At 63.8% G+C, this 15,433-nt stretch carries 14 protein-coding genes; 8 read left to right on the forward strand and 6 right to left on the reverse strand.

Annotation, left to right across the window (positions count from 1 at the left end; genetic code table 11):
* Window positions 1-58 precede the first annotated feature (58 nt).
* On the reverse strand, window positions 59-1,501 hold the full coding sequence (locus RS899_RS11860) for an alanine/glycine:cation symporter family protein (RefSeq protein ID WP_315810034.1): 1,443 nt from the start codon (window positions 1,499-1,501) through the stop codon (window positions 59-61).
* A gap of 168 nt (window positions 1,502-1,669) precedes the next feature.
* On the opposite strand from RS899_RS11860, the gene RS899_RS11865 reads away from it, so the two are divergent.
* A complete protein-coding gene (locus RS899_RS11865; RefSeq protein WP_233300184.1) occupies window positions 1,670-2,488 on the forward strand; it encodes a helix-turn-helix domain-containing protein in 819 nt (272 codons plus the stop codon).
* A 116-nt stretch (window positions 2,489-2,604) separates the two neighbouring features.
* On the opposite strand, the gene RS899_RS11870 is transcribed toward RS899_RS11865, so the two are convergent.
* Entirely contained in the window at window positions 2,605-3,489 is an 885-nt protein-coding gene (locus RS899_RS11870) for a DMT family transporter (protein ID WP_024767266.1), read from the reverse strand.
* 520 nt (window positions 3,490-4,009) lie between these two features.
* Here RS899_RS11870 and RS899_RS11875 point away from each other — a divergent pair.
* Window positions 4,010-5,260 carry an OprD family porin gene (locus RS899_RS11875; RefSeq protein WP_315810035.1) on the forward strand — a complete coding sequence of 417 codons (1,251 nt, stop codon included), beginning with the start codon at window positions 4,010-4,012 and terminating at the stop codon, window positions 5,258-5,260.
* Window positions 5,261-5,490: 230 nt separating this feature from the next.
* Here RS899_RS11875 and RS899_RS11880 read toward each other — a convergent pair whose 3' ends face one another.
* Complete coding sequence (locus tag RS899_RS11880; protein WP_175405569.1) at window positions 5,491-6,720, reverse strand: PilT/PilU family type 4a pilus ATPase; 1,230 nt, start codon at window positions 6,718-6,720, stop codon at window positions 5,491-5,493.
* A 186-nt stretch (window positions 6,721-6,906) separates the two neighbouring features.
* Between RS899_RS11880 and RS899_RS11885 the strand changes: the two genes are divergently transcribed.
* The 5 genes from RS899_RS11885 to RS899_RS11905 all read left to right on the forward strand — a co-directional run bounded on the left by RS899_RS11885 (window position 6,907) and on the right by RS899_RS11905 (window position 11,013).
* The gene (locus RS899_RS11885; RefSeq protein WP_315810036.1) at window positions 6,907-7,185 is read left to right on the forward strand and encodes a peptidylprolyl isomerase; all 279 of its coding nucleotides are present in this window, start codon (window positions 6,907-6,909) and stop codon (window positions 7,183-7,185) included.
* A gap of 12 nt (window positions 7,186-7,197) precedes the next feature.
* Window positions 7,198-7,560 (forward strand): MmcQ/YjbR family DNA-binding protein, encoded by a 363-nt coding sequence (locus RS899_RS11890; protein ID WP_024767269.1) that lies wholly within the window; start codon window positions 7,198-7,200, stop codon window positions 7,558-7,560.
* Window positions 7,560-8,114 (forward strand): putative glycolipid-binding domain-containing protein, encoded by a 555-nt coding sequence (locus RS899_RS11895; RefSeq protein ID WP_315810037.1) that lies wholly within the window; start codon window positions 7,560-7,562, stop codon window positions 8,112-8,114. Before RS899_RS11890 ends, RS899_RS11895 begins: the two co-directional genes overlap by 1 nt.
* Before the next feature lie 156 nt (window positions 8,115-8,270).
* Window positions 8,271-9,452 (forward strand): MFS transporter, encoded by a 1,182-nt coding sequence (locus RS899_RS11900; RefSeq protein ID WP_315810038.1) that lies wholly within the window; start codon window positions 8,271-8,273, stop codon window positions 9,450-9,452.
* A gap of 283 nt (window positions 9,453-9,735) precedes the next feature.
* Entirely contained in the window at window positions 9,736-11,013 is a 1,278-nt protein-coding gene (locus RS899_RS11905) for an OprD family porin (RefSeq protein WP_054906933.1), read from the forward strand.
* 69 nt (window positions 11,014-11,082) lie between these two features.
* Here RS899_RS11905 and RS899_RS11910 read toward each other — a convergent pair whose 3' ends face one another.
* Together RS899_RS11910 and RS899_RS11915 are read right to left on the reverse strand one after the other, a co-directional pair.
* Window positions 11,083-11,364: a hypothetical protein gene (locus RS899_RS11910; RefSeq protein ID WP_054906934.1), complete on the reverse strand. Its 282-nt coding sequence runs from the start codon at window positions 11,362-11,364 to the stop codon at window positions 11,083-11,085.
* 158 nt (window positions 11,365-11,522) lie between these two features.
* On the reverse strand, window positions 11,523-12,473 hold the full coding sequence (locus RS899_RS11915; RefSeq protein ID WP_315810039.1) for a phospholipase D family protein: 951 nt from the start codon (window positions 12,471-12,473) through the stop codon (window positions 11,523-11,525).
* 246 nt (window positions 12,474-12,719) lie between these two features.
* Between RS899_RS11915 and RS899_RS11920 the strand changes: the two genes are divergently transcribed.
* Window positions 12,720-14,309: an ABC-F family ATPase gene (locus RS899_RS11920; protein WP_045217481.1), complete on the forward strand. Its 1,590-nt coding sequence runs from the start codon at window positions 12,720-12,722 to the stop codon at window positions 14,307-14,309.
* A 79-nt stretch (window positions 14,310-14,388) separates the two neighbouring features.
* Here the strand turns inward: RS899_RS11920 and RS899_RS11925 are convergent, their stop codons facing one another.
* Window positions 14,389-15,414 (reverse strand): alpha/beta hydrolase family protein, encoded by a 1,026-nt coding sequence (locus RS899_RS11925; protein ID WP_315810040.1) that lies wholly within the window; start codon window positions 15,412-15,414, stop codon window positions 14,389-14,391.
* Window positions 15,415-15,433: the final 19 nt, after the last annotated feature.

The following is a 15,433-nucleotide window of genomic DNA, read 5'->3' on the forward strand; positions in this document are numbered from 1 at the left end:
GATAAACCGCAAGGCCGGGAGAAGTCCCGGCCTTGCGTATCAGACCAAAGTCAGCGGATCAGCCCTGGGCGGGCAGGCTGCCGTGGGCCGGAGCGGTCGAATTGATCTTGTGCGCGTCGCGCCAGGCGTCGTGGTCGATGTCCAGGTCGGAGAACTTGCTGGCGTCGAACACAGGGCGCTCGATACCGGCGCGGCGCTGATCGTCGTAGTCACGCATTACGCGCAGTCCAGTCTTGATCAGCATCGCCAGGGCCACCAGGTTGACGAAGGCCAGGCAGGTCATGGTGATGTCGGCGAAGGCGAACACGGTGCCCAGGTTCTGCATCGAGCCCCAGAGGATCAGGCCCAGCACCAGCACACGGAAGGCGATCAGCGCGGTGCGACTGCGGCCGACGATGAACTGCAGGGCGTTCTCGCCGAGGTAGTAGTTGTAGGTGATGCAGGTGAACACGAACAGCGACAGCGCGACGCTGACGAAGATGCGGCCCCAGTCACCGACCACGGCGGCCAGCGAGTTCTGGGTCAGGGTGATGCCGTCGCCTTCGAAGCCCGGGGTGTAGAAGCCCGAGAGCAGGATCAGCAGCGCGGTGCAGGTGCAGATGACGAAGGTGTCGAGGAACACGCTGAACGCCTGGACCACACCCTGGGACGCCGGGTGGCGCACGGCGGCGACTGCGGCCACGTTCGGCGCACTGCCCAGGCCCGCTTCGTTGGCGAACACGCCACGCTTCACGCCCATCACGATGGCACTGCCCAGCAGGCCGGCGAAGGCCGGCTCCAGGCCGAAGGCGCTCTTGACGATGGTGGTCAGCATGCCCGGCACCAGTTCGATCTGGGTGGCGATCACGTACAGGGTCACGGCGATGTAGGCGAGGGTCTTGACCGGCACCAGCAGGTCGGAAACCGCGGCGATGCGCTGGATGCCGCCGAAGAACACGATGGCCAGCAGCACGGCCAGGGCGATGCCCGAGTACAGGACCGGGATGTCGAAGGCATTCTGCAGCGAGTGGGTCACGGTGAAGGCTTGCAGGCCGTTGAACGCGAAACCGTAGGTCACCAGCAGCAGGACCGCGAAGGTCAAGGCCATCCAGCGCAGCTTCAAGCCGTGTTGGATGTAGTAGGCCGGGCCGCCGCGGTACAGGCCATTGCCGTCGCTACGCTTGTAGACCTGGGCCAGGGTGCACTCGAAGAAGCTGCTGGACATGCCCACCAGCGCGGTGACCCACATCCAGAACACAGCGCCGGGGCCACCGAGGGTCACGGCGATGCCGACACCCGCGATATTGCCGGCGCCCACGCGGCCGGCGAGGCTCAGCATCAGTGCCTGGAACGAGCTCAGCTGGCCGGATTGGCCACGGATCGATTCCTTGAACACGCCGAACATGTGGCCGAAGTGGCGGAACTGAACGAAACGGGAGCGGATGGTGAAATACGCGCCGAGTCCTACGATGAGGACGATGAGGACTTTCCCGGAGAGGAAATCGTTGATCGCGTCGAGCATGTGCTGGGGCCTCGATTGTTATTGTGGGAGCACGGACCTGGGGCTGGTCCGCTCACTGGGGACGCATGGTTGCGCCCGAAGCTTTGCGAAACAATTTCGCGGCTTGCTACGAATTGATGCTACCTGACGCTATAATTGCGCCAGTCGCATCACCTGGACCTGGCACGAATGTCCGAAAACCTCGGCACCAATCTCAAGCTGCTTTGCGCGCACTACCGCTCTATTTCGGAGGTTTGCCGCAAGCTTTCGATCAACCGCGCACAGTTCAACAAGTACCTCGGCGGGCAGAGCCAGCCCACCGCATACAACCTCAAGCGGATTGGCGACTTCTTCGGCGTCGAGGACTACGAGCTGCAATTGCCGCCCGAGCAATTCGCCCGGCTGATTGGTGCGCGCGGCACCTCGCAGGCCAACGTGCAACGCGACGATCCATTGCTGGAAATGCTCCGCCCGCTGCGCGACCACGCGGGCAACCTGTCGCGCTACTGCGGCTACTACTTCGAATATTCCAACTGCATGTCGGTCCCCGGCTCGATCCTGCTCTCGCTGGTGCACCTGTACGAAGAGGACGGCAACTTCCTCTTCGAACGCCAGGAGCGCCAGGAGCGCTCCAGCAGCACCGACGTGCAGGCCGAGGACTGGGTGCGTTGCCGCTACCTGGGCGCAGCGTTCCAACTGCAGGACCGGGTGTTCCTGATGGACTACGAGTCGCTCACCGTCAACGAGATGAGCCAGACCATCCTCATCCCCAGCTTCAAGAGCCGCATCACGCGCCTGAACGGCCTGAAGACCGGCGTCTCCAGCGGCGACCGGCGCACCCCGGCCTGCACTCGCGTGGTCTGGGAGTACCTGGGGCCGGAGATCAACCGCATCAGCGCCTATCGCCAGGTGAAGCTGTACCAGCCGGACGACCCGCGCATCGACGATGACGTGCGCCAGCGCCTGCAGGTCGGGCCGATCCGCCATGGGTTGTTCGAGATCGAGTAAGCCTGCTCGGCGCTATTGCTTTCTGTAGGAGCGAGCTTGCTCGCGAACGGATTCACCGGTTGCTCCGACGCTGGGCTGTTCGCGAGCAAGCTCGCTCCTGCAGCAACGGTGTCGCCCTACCCCTTGCGGCTCTGCAGCCAGGCCGCCGCCAGCCCGCTGCCGCAGATCACCGCAATCCCCAGCAGCGCCGACGGCTCCGGCGTATGACCGAAGATCACGAACCCCAGCAACCCGGCGAAGACGATCTGGCAATAGCTGAACGGTGCCAGCAGAGCCGGCGCGGCATGCTTGAAAGCCTGGGTCAGGAACAGGTGCGCGGTCATCCCGCAGGTACCCAGGGCCAGCATCATCAGTCCGTGGACCAGTCCCGGCCATTGCCAGAAGAACGGCACCAGCGCGCTGACGATCAGGGTGTTGCACAACCCGGCGAAGAAGTTGCTGGTGGTCGGGCTATCCACCTGGCTGAGCTTGCGGGTCAGCAACTGGTAGAAGCTGAAACACAGCGCCGAACCGAAGGGCAGCAGGACTGCCGGGGTAAACAGGTCGCCACCGGGATGGACGATGACCAGCACGCCGGCGAAGCCCACCAGCACTGCGGCCCACTGGCCGAAACTGACCCGCTCGCCCAGCAGCGGTACCGACAATGCCGTCACCAGCAGTGGCGCGAGGAAGTTCACCGAGGTCGCCTCGGCCAGCGGGATGTACTGCAGCCCCGTGGTGAACAGGAAGCTGGTGCCCAGCAGGCACAGCGCCCGCAGCGTCTGCAGGAACGGATGGCGGGTCCGCAGCACCGCGAGGCCGGCGCGCGGCAGGAAGATGCCCGCCATCAGCAGCGTGTGCACCACATAGCGCGCCCACACCACCATGACGATGGGGTAGATGCTCGCCAGGTACTTGGACAGCGCGTCGTGGCTGGAGAACAGGAAGGTCGCCAGGACGATGAGCAGGATGCCCTTGAAGGGCTGGTGGACGCCGGACAACGGCGATTGGCTGGTACTCATCGACTCACGGATTCAATAGGCAGATGCGGCCGGCACGGGGGCCAACATGGAGAGCAGGACAGCCTAGCAGGAGGCTCTGCAGAAAGAATCCGCCGCGCCGCTGCCCGAGCACCTCGCGGGTCCGCTGAAAGGCCGGGCGATACAAGTCCCGCTCGGCGTTGTGCTAGGCATCCTACGCGTAATGCCGGCGGAAGAATGTTCCATTTGGTTAATTCATGTTCGAACAGCGAACGCTTACGCCTCAGGCGAATTGCGGCGCGTCGCTGCGGAGCACCACTATGGACCCAGCCGCCGCCTCGATGCGGCGCCAACAACTATAAGAAAGGTCCGTTCACATGCTCATGCTCACCCTGGCACGCCTGCGCGCGTGCATCGCCCGTACCGCCCCTCCGCACATTCCTGTCGCGCCTGGCTGATCCGCGTCCTGACCGCCTTTGTCCTCCATCCGCCGCCGTCCGAAAGGGCCGCGCGGAGGTCTCCGCTCGCCTCAACAATGACAAGAATGCCGAGGGAATACCCCATGCTCCGCCACCTGCCGCATCTCATCATCAGCGTCTGCCTCTTACCCGCCCTGCCGGTCCTGGCCAGTGCCGAGGAAGGCGGCTTTCTCGATGACGCCAAGGCCAGCCTGCTGCTGCGCAACTTCTACATGAACCGCAATTACGTCGGCGAAGCCCGCCAGGACAAGGCGGAGGAATGGACCCAGAGCTTCATCCTCGACGCCCGCTCCGGCTACACCCAGGGCACCGTCGGGCTCGGCCTGGACGTGCTCGGGCTCTACAGCCTGAAGCTCGATGGCGGCAAGGGCACGGCCGGCACCCAGTTGCTACCGACCCACGACGATGGTCGCCCGGCCGACGATTTCGGTCGCCTGGCGATGGCCGGCAAGGCCAAGGTGTCGAACACCGAACTCAAGGCCGGTGAATGGATGGTGGTGTTGCCGATCCTGCGCTCGGACGACGGCCGCTCGCTGCCGCAGACCTTCCAGGGCGCCCAGGTCACCTCGAAGGAAATCGACGGCCTGACGCTCTACGGCGGCCAGTTCCGCCAGAATAGCCCGCGCAACGACGCCAGCATGGAGGACATGTCACTGTTCAACCGCCCCGCCTACACCTCGGACCGCTTCAACTTCGCCGGTGGCGAATACCGCTTCAACGGCGACCGCACGCTGGTCGGCCTGTGGAATGCGCAGCTGAAGGACATCTACCAGCAGCAATACCTGCAACTGCAGCACAGCCAGCCGCTGGGCAATTGGGTACTCGGTGCGAATATCGGCTACTTCTGGGGCAAGGAGGATGGCAGTGCCAAGGCCGGAGACCTCGACAACCGGACATTCTCCGGGATGTTCTCGGCCAAGTACGGTGCAAGCACCTTCTACCTCGGTCTGCAGAAGGTCATGGGCGATGACGAATGGTTCCGCGTCAATGGCACCAGCGGTGGCACCCTCGCCAACGACAGCTACAACGCCAGCTACGAGAGCGCGAAGGAGCGCTCCTGGCAACTGCGTCATGACTACGACTTCGCCGCCTTCGGCATTCCCGGCCTGACCCTGATGAACCGCTACATCCACGGCGACAACGTGCACAACGCCAGCACCACCGATGGCAGCGAATGGGGCCGCGAGAGTGAACTGGCGTACACGGTGCAAAGCGGCACCTTCAGGACGCTGAACGTGAAGTGGCGCAACTCGACCATGCGCCGGGACTGGGGCAGCACCAACAGCTTCGACGAGAATCGGCTGATCATCAGCTATCCGCTGTCGCTGCTCTGACACCGCGCTCAGCATTTCGCGTGGGAGCGGACTCCAGCCGCGATGGCTTGGCCCAGCTTCTTGGTTGACCGTGCAGCGACGAGTCGATCGCGGACAGAGTCCGCCCCTACTACAGCTCGAATTCAGGAGTGGAGAGTCGGCGTCACGCGGGCCAATCCGCTCCTACAGATGAGCCCTTCTTATGAAAAAGCCCCGGCATGCCGGGGCTTTTTCTTCGTTCAGCTGGCGGTTTACTGCCCGGCCGGCTTCTCGGCGTCTTCCGCCTCGATCTCTTCCAGCGCCAGTTCCAGCCCCCAACTCGAAGCCTCGACAGGCTGGGCGGCCGGCGGCGGAGCAACCGGCGCCGGGGCGGCTGGCTTGGCAGCCGCAGGTGTGGCAGTGCTGCCGACGCTGCCCGGGTTGTCCTTGTACAGCTTGAGCTTCAGCCGCAGGTTGTTCGCCGAGTCGGCGTTCTTCACCGCCTCTTCCTCGGTGATCGCCCCTTCCACCGCCAGGTCGAACAGCGCCTGGTCGAAGGTCTGCATGCCCAAGGCACGGGACTTGTCCATGATCTCCTTGATCGAACTGAAGTCGCCACGCTTGATGATGTCGCTGATGGTCGCCGTGCCCAGCAGCACTTCCACTGCTGCACGGCGCTTGCCGTCCTGGGTGCGTACCAGGCGCTGGGAAACGAACGCCTTGAGGTTGTTGCCCAGGTCGTTGAGCAACTGCGGCCGGCGCTCCTCGGGGAAGAAGTTGATGATGCGGTCCAGCGCCTGGTTGGCGTTGTTCGCGTGCAGCGTGGAGATCGCCAGGTGGCCGGTGTCGGCGAAGGCCAGGGCGTGCTCCATGGTCTCGCGGTCACGGATCTCGCCGATCAGGATCACGTCCGGCGCCTGGCGCAGGGTGTTCTTCAGTGCGGCATGGAAGCTGCGGGTGTCCACGCCCACTTCGCGCTGGTTGATGATCGACTTGCGGTGCCGGTGCACGTATTCGATGGGGTCTTCGATGGTGATGATGTGGCCGCCACTGTTGCGGTTGCGGTGGTCGATCAGCGCCGCCAGGGAGGTGGACTTGCCCGAGCCGGTGCCGCCGACGAAGAGCACCAGGCCGCGCTTCTCCATGACCACCTTGAGCAGCACTTCGGGCAGCTTCAAGTCATCGAACAGCGGAATGTCCAGCTTGATGTTGCGCGCCACGATGGACACTTCATTGCGCTGCTTGAACAGGTTGATCCGGAAACGGCCTACACCGGGCACTGAAATCGCCAGGTTCATCTCCAGCTCGCGGTCGAACTCCGCACGCTGCTCCTCGTCCATCAGCCCATAGCCGATGCGGGCGACATCGCCTGCCTTCATCGGCTCGTTGGACAGGGGCTTGAGCACCCCGTTGAACTTGGCGCAGGGCGGCGCGCCGGTGGAGAGGTAAAGATCCGAACCATCCTGGGTGGCCAGGATCTTGAGCATCGCTTGGATATCCATTGAACTGCATCCGTACGCAAGGTGGCGGCGGACGCCGTCTGTAAGCGGCGCCCTATAAATAAGAATTTGCTTATTGACTCTATGGAGCGCCCCCAGGCCAGACAATGCAACCCATCGCGAAATGCGACCTGCATCACTGCTGCCGTACAATCGCGCCCAGACGCTTTCATTTAAGGACACGAAACAATGCCCGTCGCCATGGCCCGCCACATCCTGGTCAAGACCGCCGCCGAAGCCGAGCAGATCAAGCAGCGCCTGGCCAAGGGCGAGGATTTCGCCGCCCTGGCGCGCAAGCATTCCACCTGCGCTTCCGGCAAGCGCGGCGGTGATCTGGGCGAGGTTCGCCCCGGCCAGATGGTGAAGTCCATCGACCAGGTAATCTTCAAGAAGCCGGCCGGCGTGGTCCACGGCCCGGTGAAAAGCCAGTTCGGCTACCATCTGGTCGAGGTCTATTTCCGGGACTGAGGGAACCGAGTCATGACGCCGCAACAGATCGCCCGCTTCTGCCTGGAACTGCCCGGCGCCCGCGAAGACATCAAGTGGGGCAGCAACCGGGTGTTTTCGGTGGCGGGCAACAAGATGTTCGCCATCCTCGATTTCCTCGACAGCGGCAATGGCGGCCTGGCGTTCAAGGTTGGCCCGGAGCTGTTCCTGGGCTATGTCGACCGCCCCGGAATCCGCCCTGCGCCCTACCTGGCGCGGGCCTTCTGGATTTCCATGCAGCGCCCCTACCCCATGGGCGATGCCGAACTTCGCGAGGCCCTGACCCGTTCGCACCAACTGGTGGTCGCCCGCCTGCCCAAGCGGCAGCGCCTGGGCCTCGTGCTGGAGACGCCCTGATGCGCACGCTGAATTGGGAAGGCCTGTGGCACGCGCCGACCTCCAGCTGGGAGTCCCTGCAATTGGGCGACGGCCGCGCGGAAAGCCAACTGCGCGCCATCGACGAGGCTGGCGGGCCGCCCTATCAGTTGGAGTATCAACTGGAGTGGGACAGCCAATGGCGCCTGCGCGAGGCGCATTTCTCCGTCGAGAGCGAGCGCACTGCGCATCAGCTTCACCTGCTGACCGATGGCGAAGGCCATTGGCGAAGCGGCAGCGGCGAGTTGTTGAGCGAACTGGAAGGATGCCTGGACATCGACATCTGGCCGTCGCCCTTCACCAATACTTTCCCGATCCGCCGCCTGCAACTGGCTGACGGCGATCGCCGCGAACTGGCGGTGGTGTATCTGGAAGCGCCGAAACTCAAGCCGGTGCGGATGCGCCAGGGTTATACACGCATCGACGCCACTCACTACCTGTACGAAAACCTGGAAGGCACGGACTTTCAGGCGTTGCTGTCAGTGGATGCCGAAGGCCTGGTGATCGATTACCCGACACTCTTCCGCCGGGTGTGACAGGCATTACGGTAGGAGCGAGCTTGTTCCTGCGGATGACACACCCCTGGCTGGCGCCTACGCAAAACCATATCCAGGTAGTTCGTTAGCTAGCTTTCCTACATGTCCGCTGCGGTCCATCATGTAGCACCCACCTGCCGTACCGAACTGCTGCTCATGCCTGCCCAGACCCGCTCCACCGCGTCCACCCTGCAAGTGGTGTCCGTCGTCCTGTTCACCTTCATCGCCTACCTGACCATCGGCATCCCGCTGGCCGTGCTCCCCGGCTATGTGCACACCGACCTGGGTTTCGGTTCGGTCATGGCGGGCCTGGTCATCAGCATCCAGTACCTGGCTACCCTGCTGACGCGCCCTTACGCCGGCAAGGTCATCGATACTCTCGGCCCCAAGCGCGCCGTGCTCTACGGCATGCTCGGCTGCGCCGGCAGTGGCGCGCTGATGCTCGGTTCCTGGGCGATGCAGGGCCTGCCGTGGCTCAGCCTCGGCCTGCTGATGGCTGCACGCCTGGTACTGGGCACCTCGGAAAGCCTGGTCGGCAGCGCCTCGATCGCCTGGGGCATCGACCGCGTCGGCGCGGCGAACACTGCCAAGGTGATTTCCTGGAATGGCATCGCCAGCTACGGCGCCCTGGCCATTGGCGCGCCGCTGGGTGTGCTGATGGTCGGCCAGCTCGGGCTGGCCAGCCTGGGAGGCAGCGTAGTCCTGCTGGCGGCGCTCGGCTTCGCCCTGGCCTGGCCCAAGCGCGCCGCGGCATTGGTGCATGGCGAGCGCATGCCCTTCCACCACGTACTCGGCCGGGTATTCCCCCACGGCATGGGCCTGGCACTGGGCGGTATCGGTTTCGGCACCATCGCCACGTTCATCACGCTTTACTACGCCAGCCTCGGCTGGAAAGACGCCGTCTACTGCCTGACCGCCTTCGGTGGCTGCTTCATCGGCGCGCGGCTGCTGTTCGCCAACGCCATCAACCGCCACGGCGGTTTCCGCGTCGCCATTGCCTGCCTGTCGGTGGAAAGCCTCGGCCTGCTCCTGCTGTGGAGCGCCCCGACACCATGGATCGCCCTCGCCGGCGCGGCGCTGACCGGCTTCGGCTTCTCCCTGGTGTTCCCCGCGCTGGGCGTGGAAGCCGTCGGCCTGGTGCCTGCTTCCAATCGCGGCGCCGCGCTGGGCGCCTATTCGCTGTTCATCGACGTGTCGCTGGGGGTTACCGGGCCGCTGATGGGCGCCGTCGCCAACGACTTCGGCTTTGGCTCGATCTTCCTCTGCGCCGCGCTCGCAGCATTCAGCGGGCTAATGCTCAGTTTGTGGCTCTATCAACATTCCTATCAGCAGCCCTGATTGACACGGCGCAGCATTAGAACCGTAACAGCGCTGATTGCCTTCGAGCGCCCGTGATCCGGGAGCCATCACCGTTGATCAGGTCATCATGACATCCGCATGACAGAGCCTGGACGAAAAAGTTCGATCCTCTGTTATCATCCCGCGGCGCCGGGGCGACCACGCCCCGAATACAACCAAAAGAACATGCCAGCACAGGACTCCACCTACCCCGTTCACGCACTACGGGGCGGAGAGCTTTTTTCTTTCTGTTCGCTGGCGCTGCACCATTAAGGAAATCAAGATGCTGAACCACCGGATCAGTCTGCTCGCACTGGGGATCCTCGCGTCGACCGCCGCCATGGCCGAAGACCAGTCCACCGCCAAGGGCTTCGTCGAAGACAGCCACCTGGACCTGTTCTTCCGCAACGCCTACATGAATCGTGACTACAAGCACGGCCGCGACGACAAGGCCGAGTGGGGCCAGGCTGCTACCGCCACCTTCACATCCGGCTTCACCCAGGGCACCGTGGGCTTCGGCGTTGACGCCTTCGGCATGTACGCCCTGCGTCTGGATGGCGGCCAAGGCAAGAGCGGCGCTGCCGGCATCGACTTCTTCAAGCAGGGCGACAGCGGCGAAGCCGCCAACGACCTGGCCCGCGCCGGTGGTGCGGTGAAGGCTCGCTTCTCCAACACCGTGATCAAGTACGGCGACCAGATGCCGGCCCTGCCGGTGCTGAGCTACGACAACTCCCGCCTGCTGCCGGAAAGCTTCACCGGCACCCTGATCACCTCCAAGGAGATCGAAGGCCTGGAACTGAACGTCGGCCGCTTCACCTCGGAAACCCGCAAGAGCGCCGAAGGGCGTGACAGCGGCGGCCTGAAGCGCATCGACGTGTTCGGCGGCAGCTACAAGTTCACCGACAACTTCAGCGGCTCGCTGTACGGCTACGAGAGCGAAGACGTCGCTCGCAAGCAGTACATGAACCTGAACTACGTCATCCCGGTGGCCGACAAGCAGTCCCTGACCCTGGACTTCAACGGCTATCGCACCCGCGTGAACGAAGACTTCGCTGCCGACCACGGCATCGACGGTACCAAGAACACCATCTGGAGCCTGTCGGCCGCCTACAACATCGGCGCCCACACCTTCATGGTCGCGCACCAGCGCAACAACGGCGACTCCGGCTACCAGTACGGCTGGTACCAGAACGAAGGCGGCCTGGGTGATGGTGGCACCACCATCTGGCTGGCCAACTCCTACTGGTCGGACTTCAACGGCGAGGACGAGCGCTCCTGGCAGGGCAGCTACAGCCTGGACCTCACCGAGTACGGCGTTCCGGGCCTGAGCTACACCGTGGCCTACGTCTACGGCGACAACATCAAGACCGCCGAGACCAGCAATGGCAAAGAGCGCGAAATCTTCAACCAGCTGAAATACGTCGTCCAGGACGGCCCGGCCAAGGACCTGTCGGTCAAGCTGCGCGGTTCCTGGCTGCGCGTGTCCAACGACGCCCGCTCCTACAACGACGACGGCAACGAAGTGCGCGTTTTCGTCGAGTACCCGGTCAACATCTTCTGATGATCTGATCAGGCTCGAAGTAAAACGCCCCGTGGCAGCGATGCCACGGGGCGTTTTTCATTCCGGCGTCTATTCCACGCCGCGCCGCCTTGGCAACCAGGGCATCGGCGGCAAGGCCATGCGCAGGATATGCAGGCACAGCAGTAGAATCAGCCCGCCGGCGCACAGCGAGCCGATTCGCTGGGCGGGCTCCAGCGTCTCGTTGAGCGTATTGAGGAACAGCATCGCGCTGCCGCCCAGCATGCAGGCGAGCAGGAATACCGACAGGATGTAGATCTTCAGCGTCAACAGCCGCCAGTGCCAGCGCATGCGCCGGCGAACGGGGACTTCATCGGGGGGAAGTTGCGGCATGTTCCTTTGCCTCCTGACAGGTTTCTGACGGGCTCACGCAACAGCAGCATGCGACGTCGAGATACTGGCAGGATGCTAGTCCGCACGGCGAAAAATGCCAAGGCGCGCAGGGTTCGACCCGTCGATAGGCCGGCTGCGCGCCGATGAATGGCGAGGCGTCAGCGCACCACGCTGTTGATGTCGTGGCGATTTAGGGAAGTGCGCATTTCCTCGTACCAGTCCGGGATCACGTCCTTCAGGCGCTCCTTGGCGTCCTCCAGCTTGAACGGCTGGGTATAGCGCTTCTTGCGATAGGAGTAGATGAAGTAGGTGCCGTTGCGGTAGAGGATGCGGTCGAAGGTGTAGAAACCGATGTGCGTGCCATTGCAGCGCGCGGTCAGCACCATGTCGCCCTCTTCGTAGGGCAGTACACCCTCGGCGCATTCGTAGGTGAAGAACTCGCGCACGTCGTCCCAGTCCACGCCATCGCTGCTGGCGTGCAGGAAGGCCTCGGCCTGCTCCTCGGATTCGTCGGAGTGGTCGCTGTACCAGATGAACAGCGGGATGCTCTGGTTGGTCTCGTCACCCAGCCAGCTCTCGCCGTCCAGGTACTGCGCGCTGCGCGCCAGGCTCGCCTGCACGCGGCGATGGCTCTGGCGGTACTCTTCCAGCTGCTCGTCGAACGCGGGAATGTCTTCGCCCAGCACCACGCCATCCGTGCCCTTGATCTCGGTCACGCGCGCCAGGTAATCGGCATACAGCGCCGCATCCTGGATCACGGTGCAGGTATCGCGGGTCAGGCTCAGGCCGATCTCGGTGAAGTTGGCGCTGCCCAGGATCACCACGTCCGGCTCGATGAGCAGCAGCTTCCAGTGCACGCTGTTCTGTGCGCGAAAATCCACATGCAGGGTCACGCCCTTGCCGGCGTCGCGGACGCAGAAGTCGATGAAGTCCGGCGAGGTGAAGGAATTGATGGTGCCCACCAGCAGGTCCAGGCGATTGCCCTTCTCCACCAGGGTTTCGATCAGTGCCTCGGTTTCACTGGCGGAGGCCGAGACGACCGTGATCAGCTTGCCGCTGACCTGCTCCAGGTACTGCTTGAGCGAATGTTGAGCGTTTAGGATTTTCATACAGCCCCCACCAGAATTCTGAACACCGAATTCTGATGCAGGACAATGGGGGGTTTCAACTGTCGGATGCCGACCTATGCCCGCAAATCGGGCGCTGCAGCGGCAAAGCATGCAGCCCGTGCCTGGTCATGGCATAATGAGCGGCTTTGCCAGGCGCCTGTCGGTCTCGTTCGACGACCGCGCCTTCCCTGCCCGCCCGCGCCGTCAGCGCCCGGCGCGCACCATGTCCAGCCAAGGGTCAGTCAGTTGATTTCCACCGCCAATATCACCATGCAGTTTGGCGCCAAGCCGCTGTTCGAAAACGTTTCCGTCAAGTTCGGCAACGGCAACCGCTACGGCCTGATCGGCGCCAACGGTTGCGGCAAGTCCACCTTCATGAAGATCCTTGGCGGCGAACTGGAGCCCTCGGGTGGCCAGGTCATGCTGGAAAACGGCGTGCGCCTGGGCAAACTGCGCCAGGACCAGTTCGCCTATGAAGACTTCAGCGTGATCGACACCGTGATCATGGGCCACGAGGAACTGTGGAAGGTCAAGGCCGAGCGTGATCGCATCTACTCCCTGCCGGAGATGAGCGAGGAAGACGGCATGGCCGTGGCCGAGCTGGAAGTCCAGTTCGCCGAGTTCGACGGCTACACCGCCGAATCCCGCGCCGGCGAGCTGCTGCTGGGCCTGGGCATTCCGCTGGACCAGCACTTCGGCCCGATGAGCGCCGTCGCTCCGGGCTGGAAGCTGCGCGTGCTGCTGGCCCAGGCACTGTTCTCCGATCCGGACTTGCTGCTGCTCGACGAGCCGACCAACCACCTGGACATCAACACCATCCGCTGGCTGGAAAACATCATCACGGCGCGTAACAGCACCATGATCATCATTTCCCACGACCGTCACTTCCTCAACAGCGTCTGCACCCACATGGCGGACCTGGACTACGGCGAGCTGCGCCTGTTCCCGGGCAACTACGACGAGTACATGACTGCGGCCGAACAGGCCCGCGAGCGCCTGCTGTCGGACAACGCCAAGAAGAAAGCGCAGATCGCCGAGCTGCAGACCTTCGTCAGCCGCTTCTCCGCCAACGCCTCCAAGGCCAAGCAGGCCACCAGCCGTGCGCGCCAGATCGACAAGATCCAGCTGGAAGAGGTCAAGCCCTCCAGCCGCGTCAGCCCGTTCATCCGCTTCGAGCAGCACAAGAAGCTGCACCGCCAGGCGGTCACGCTGGAAAAGGTCAGCCAGGGCTTCGACGGCACCGCGCTGTTCAAGAACCTGAGCATGCAGGTGGAAGCCGGCGAGCGCATCGCCATCATCGGCCCCAACGGTATCGGCAAGACCACCCTGCTGCGCACCCTGGTCGGCGAAATGGCGCCGACTGCCGGCGAAGTGAAGTGGACCGACAGCGCGGACGTGGGCTACTTCGCCCAGGACCACGCCGAGGACTTCGAGGATGATTACAACCTGTTCGACTGGATGGCCCAGTGGACCCAGGGCGGCGAGCAACTGGTGCGCGGCACCCTCGGCCGCATGCTGTTCTCCAACGACGACATCAAGAAGTCGGTGAAGGTCATCTCCGGTGGCGAACAGGGTCGCATGCTGTTCGGCAAGCTGATCCTCAAGCGCCCGAACGTGCTGGTGATGGACGAACCGACCAACCACCTGGACATGGAGTCCATCGAGTCGCTCAACCTGGCGCTGGAAAACTATCCGGGCACCCTGATCTTCGTCAGCCATGACCGCGAGTTCGTCTCCTCCCTGGCGACCCGCATCATCGAGCTGTCGGAAAACGGCGTGACCGACTTCAGCGGCACCTACGATGACTACCTGCGCAGCCAGGGTGTGATCGTCTGATCACGCCCCTGCCCAGATGAAAAAGCCCCGCTCTGTGCGGGGCTTTTTCTTGGGCGCCTTCTGGTCGGGATTCCTTGAATCAGCGTCCCGACGTCTGCATCGTTGCGCTACCCAGGCTGACGTCGAAGAACTCCGCCGCCGAAGCGGCCAGGTCACGATGGATGGCCTGGCGGTCGACGCCCTGGGTGTCGGTGCACAGGTCCGGCGTGGCTTCCTTCTCTTCTTCCGAACAGGGCGACATGAAGACAAAGTGCCCTGCCCCATCCAGCACCCGCAGGTCCGCCTGCTGAGGCAGCTTGCGAGCCAGCGCGCCAGCATTCTTCTTCCAGTCGAGGATCTGGTCGTCGTTGCCGGTGTAGAGCAGGACGGGCACCTGCACGTCCTCCAGCTCATGGGCGCCGTACATCAGGCTCAGCGGCGCGAGCAGCAGCAGGGCGCCAACGCGCGGGTCGGCCATGGGCACCAGGTCGCTGCGGTCGGCGCGCACTTCCCCCTTCTCGCTGCAGGCATCACGGTCGTCCGGGCGCTGTTGGCAGTACTTGATCAGCCGCTCCAGGCGCGGCTGGGCGCCAGCCAGGATCAGAGCGGTCTCGCCGCCGGCGGAATAACCGATCACACCGACCTTGCGCGGGTCGACGATGGCCGCGATCTGCGGATCGAGCAGCGCGGCGCTGATGGTTTCGGAAACCTGCAGCGGCCGCCCGTAGAGATTGCTCAGCGCGCCCAGGCGGCTGTGGTCATGCAGGTTGTCGCCGGGATGCAGCAGCGTCACCACCACGAAGCCCTTGCGCACCAGCGCCTCGATCAGGTCGCGATGGGCCAGCGGCGTGCCGTAGTTGCCGTGGGACATCACCAGCAGCGGGAAGCGCCCGTTGGCGGTCTTGCCTTCATAGGCGACGTCGAGGATGAAATTGCCCAGGTGCAGGGGCTGTTCGGCGGCTCGCGTCGGGTAGAAGGCGATGGCCTTTATCGGCTGCTGATCCAGCGGGTCGCTCACCTGAAGGCGATGGAATCCGACGCCCCAACCGGAAGAGGCCCAGCTGGAGATACTGACCGCGGTACCGAAAGTAACGAGCAGAAGAACCCAGAGCAGGCGCCTCGCCATGGTGCACACCGTCCCGAAA

Source organism: Pseudomonas sp. C9-3, assembly GCF_032392015.1.
GTDB classification, from domain to species: domain Bacteria; phylum Pseudomonadota; class Gammaproteobacteria; order Pseudomonadales; family Pseudomonadaceae; genus Pseudomonas; species Pseudomonas nitroreducens.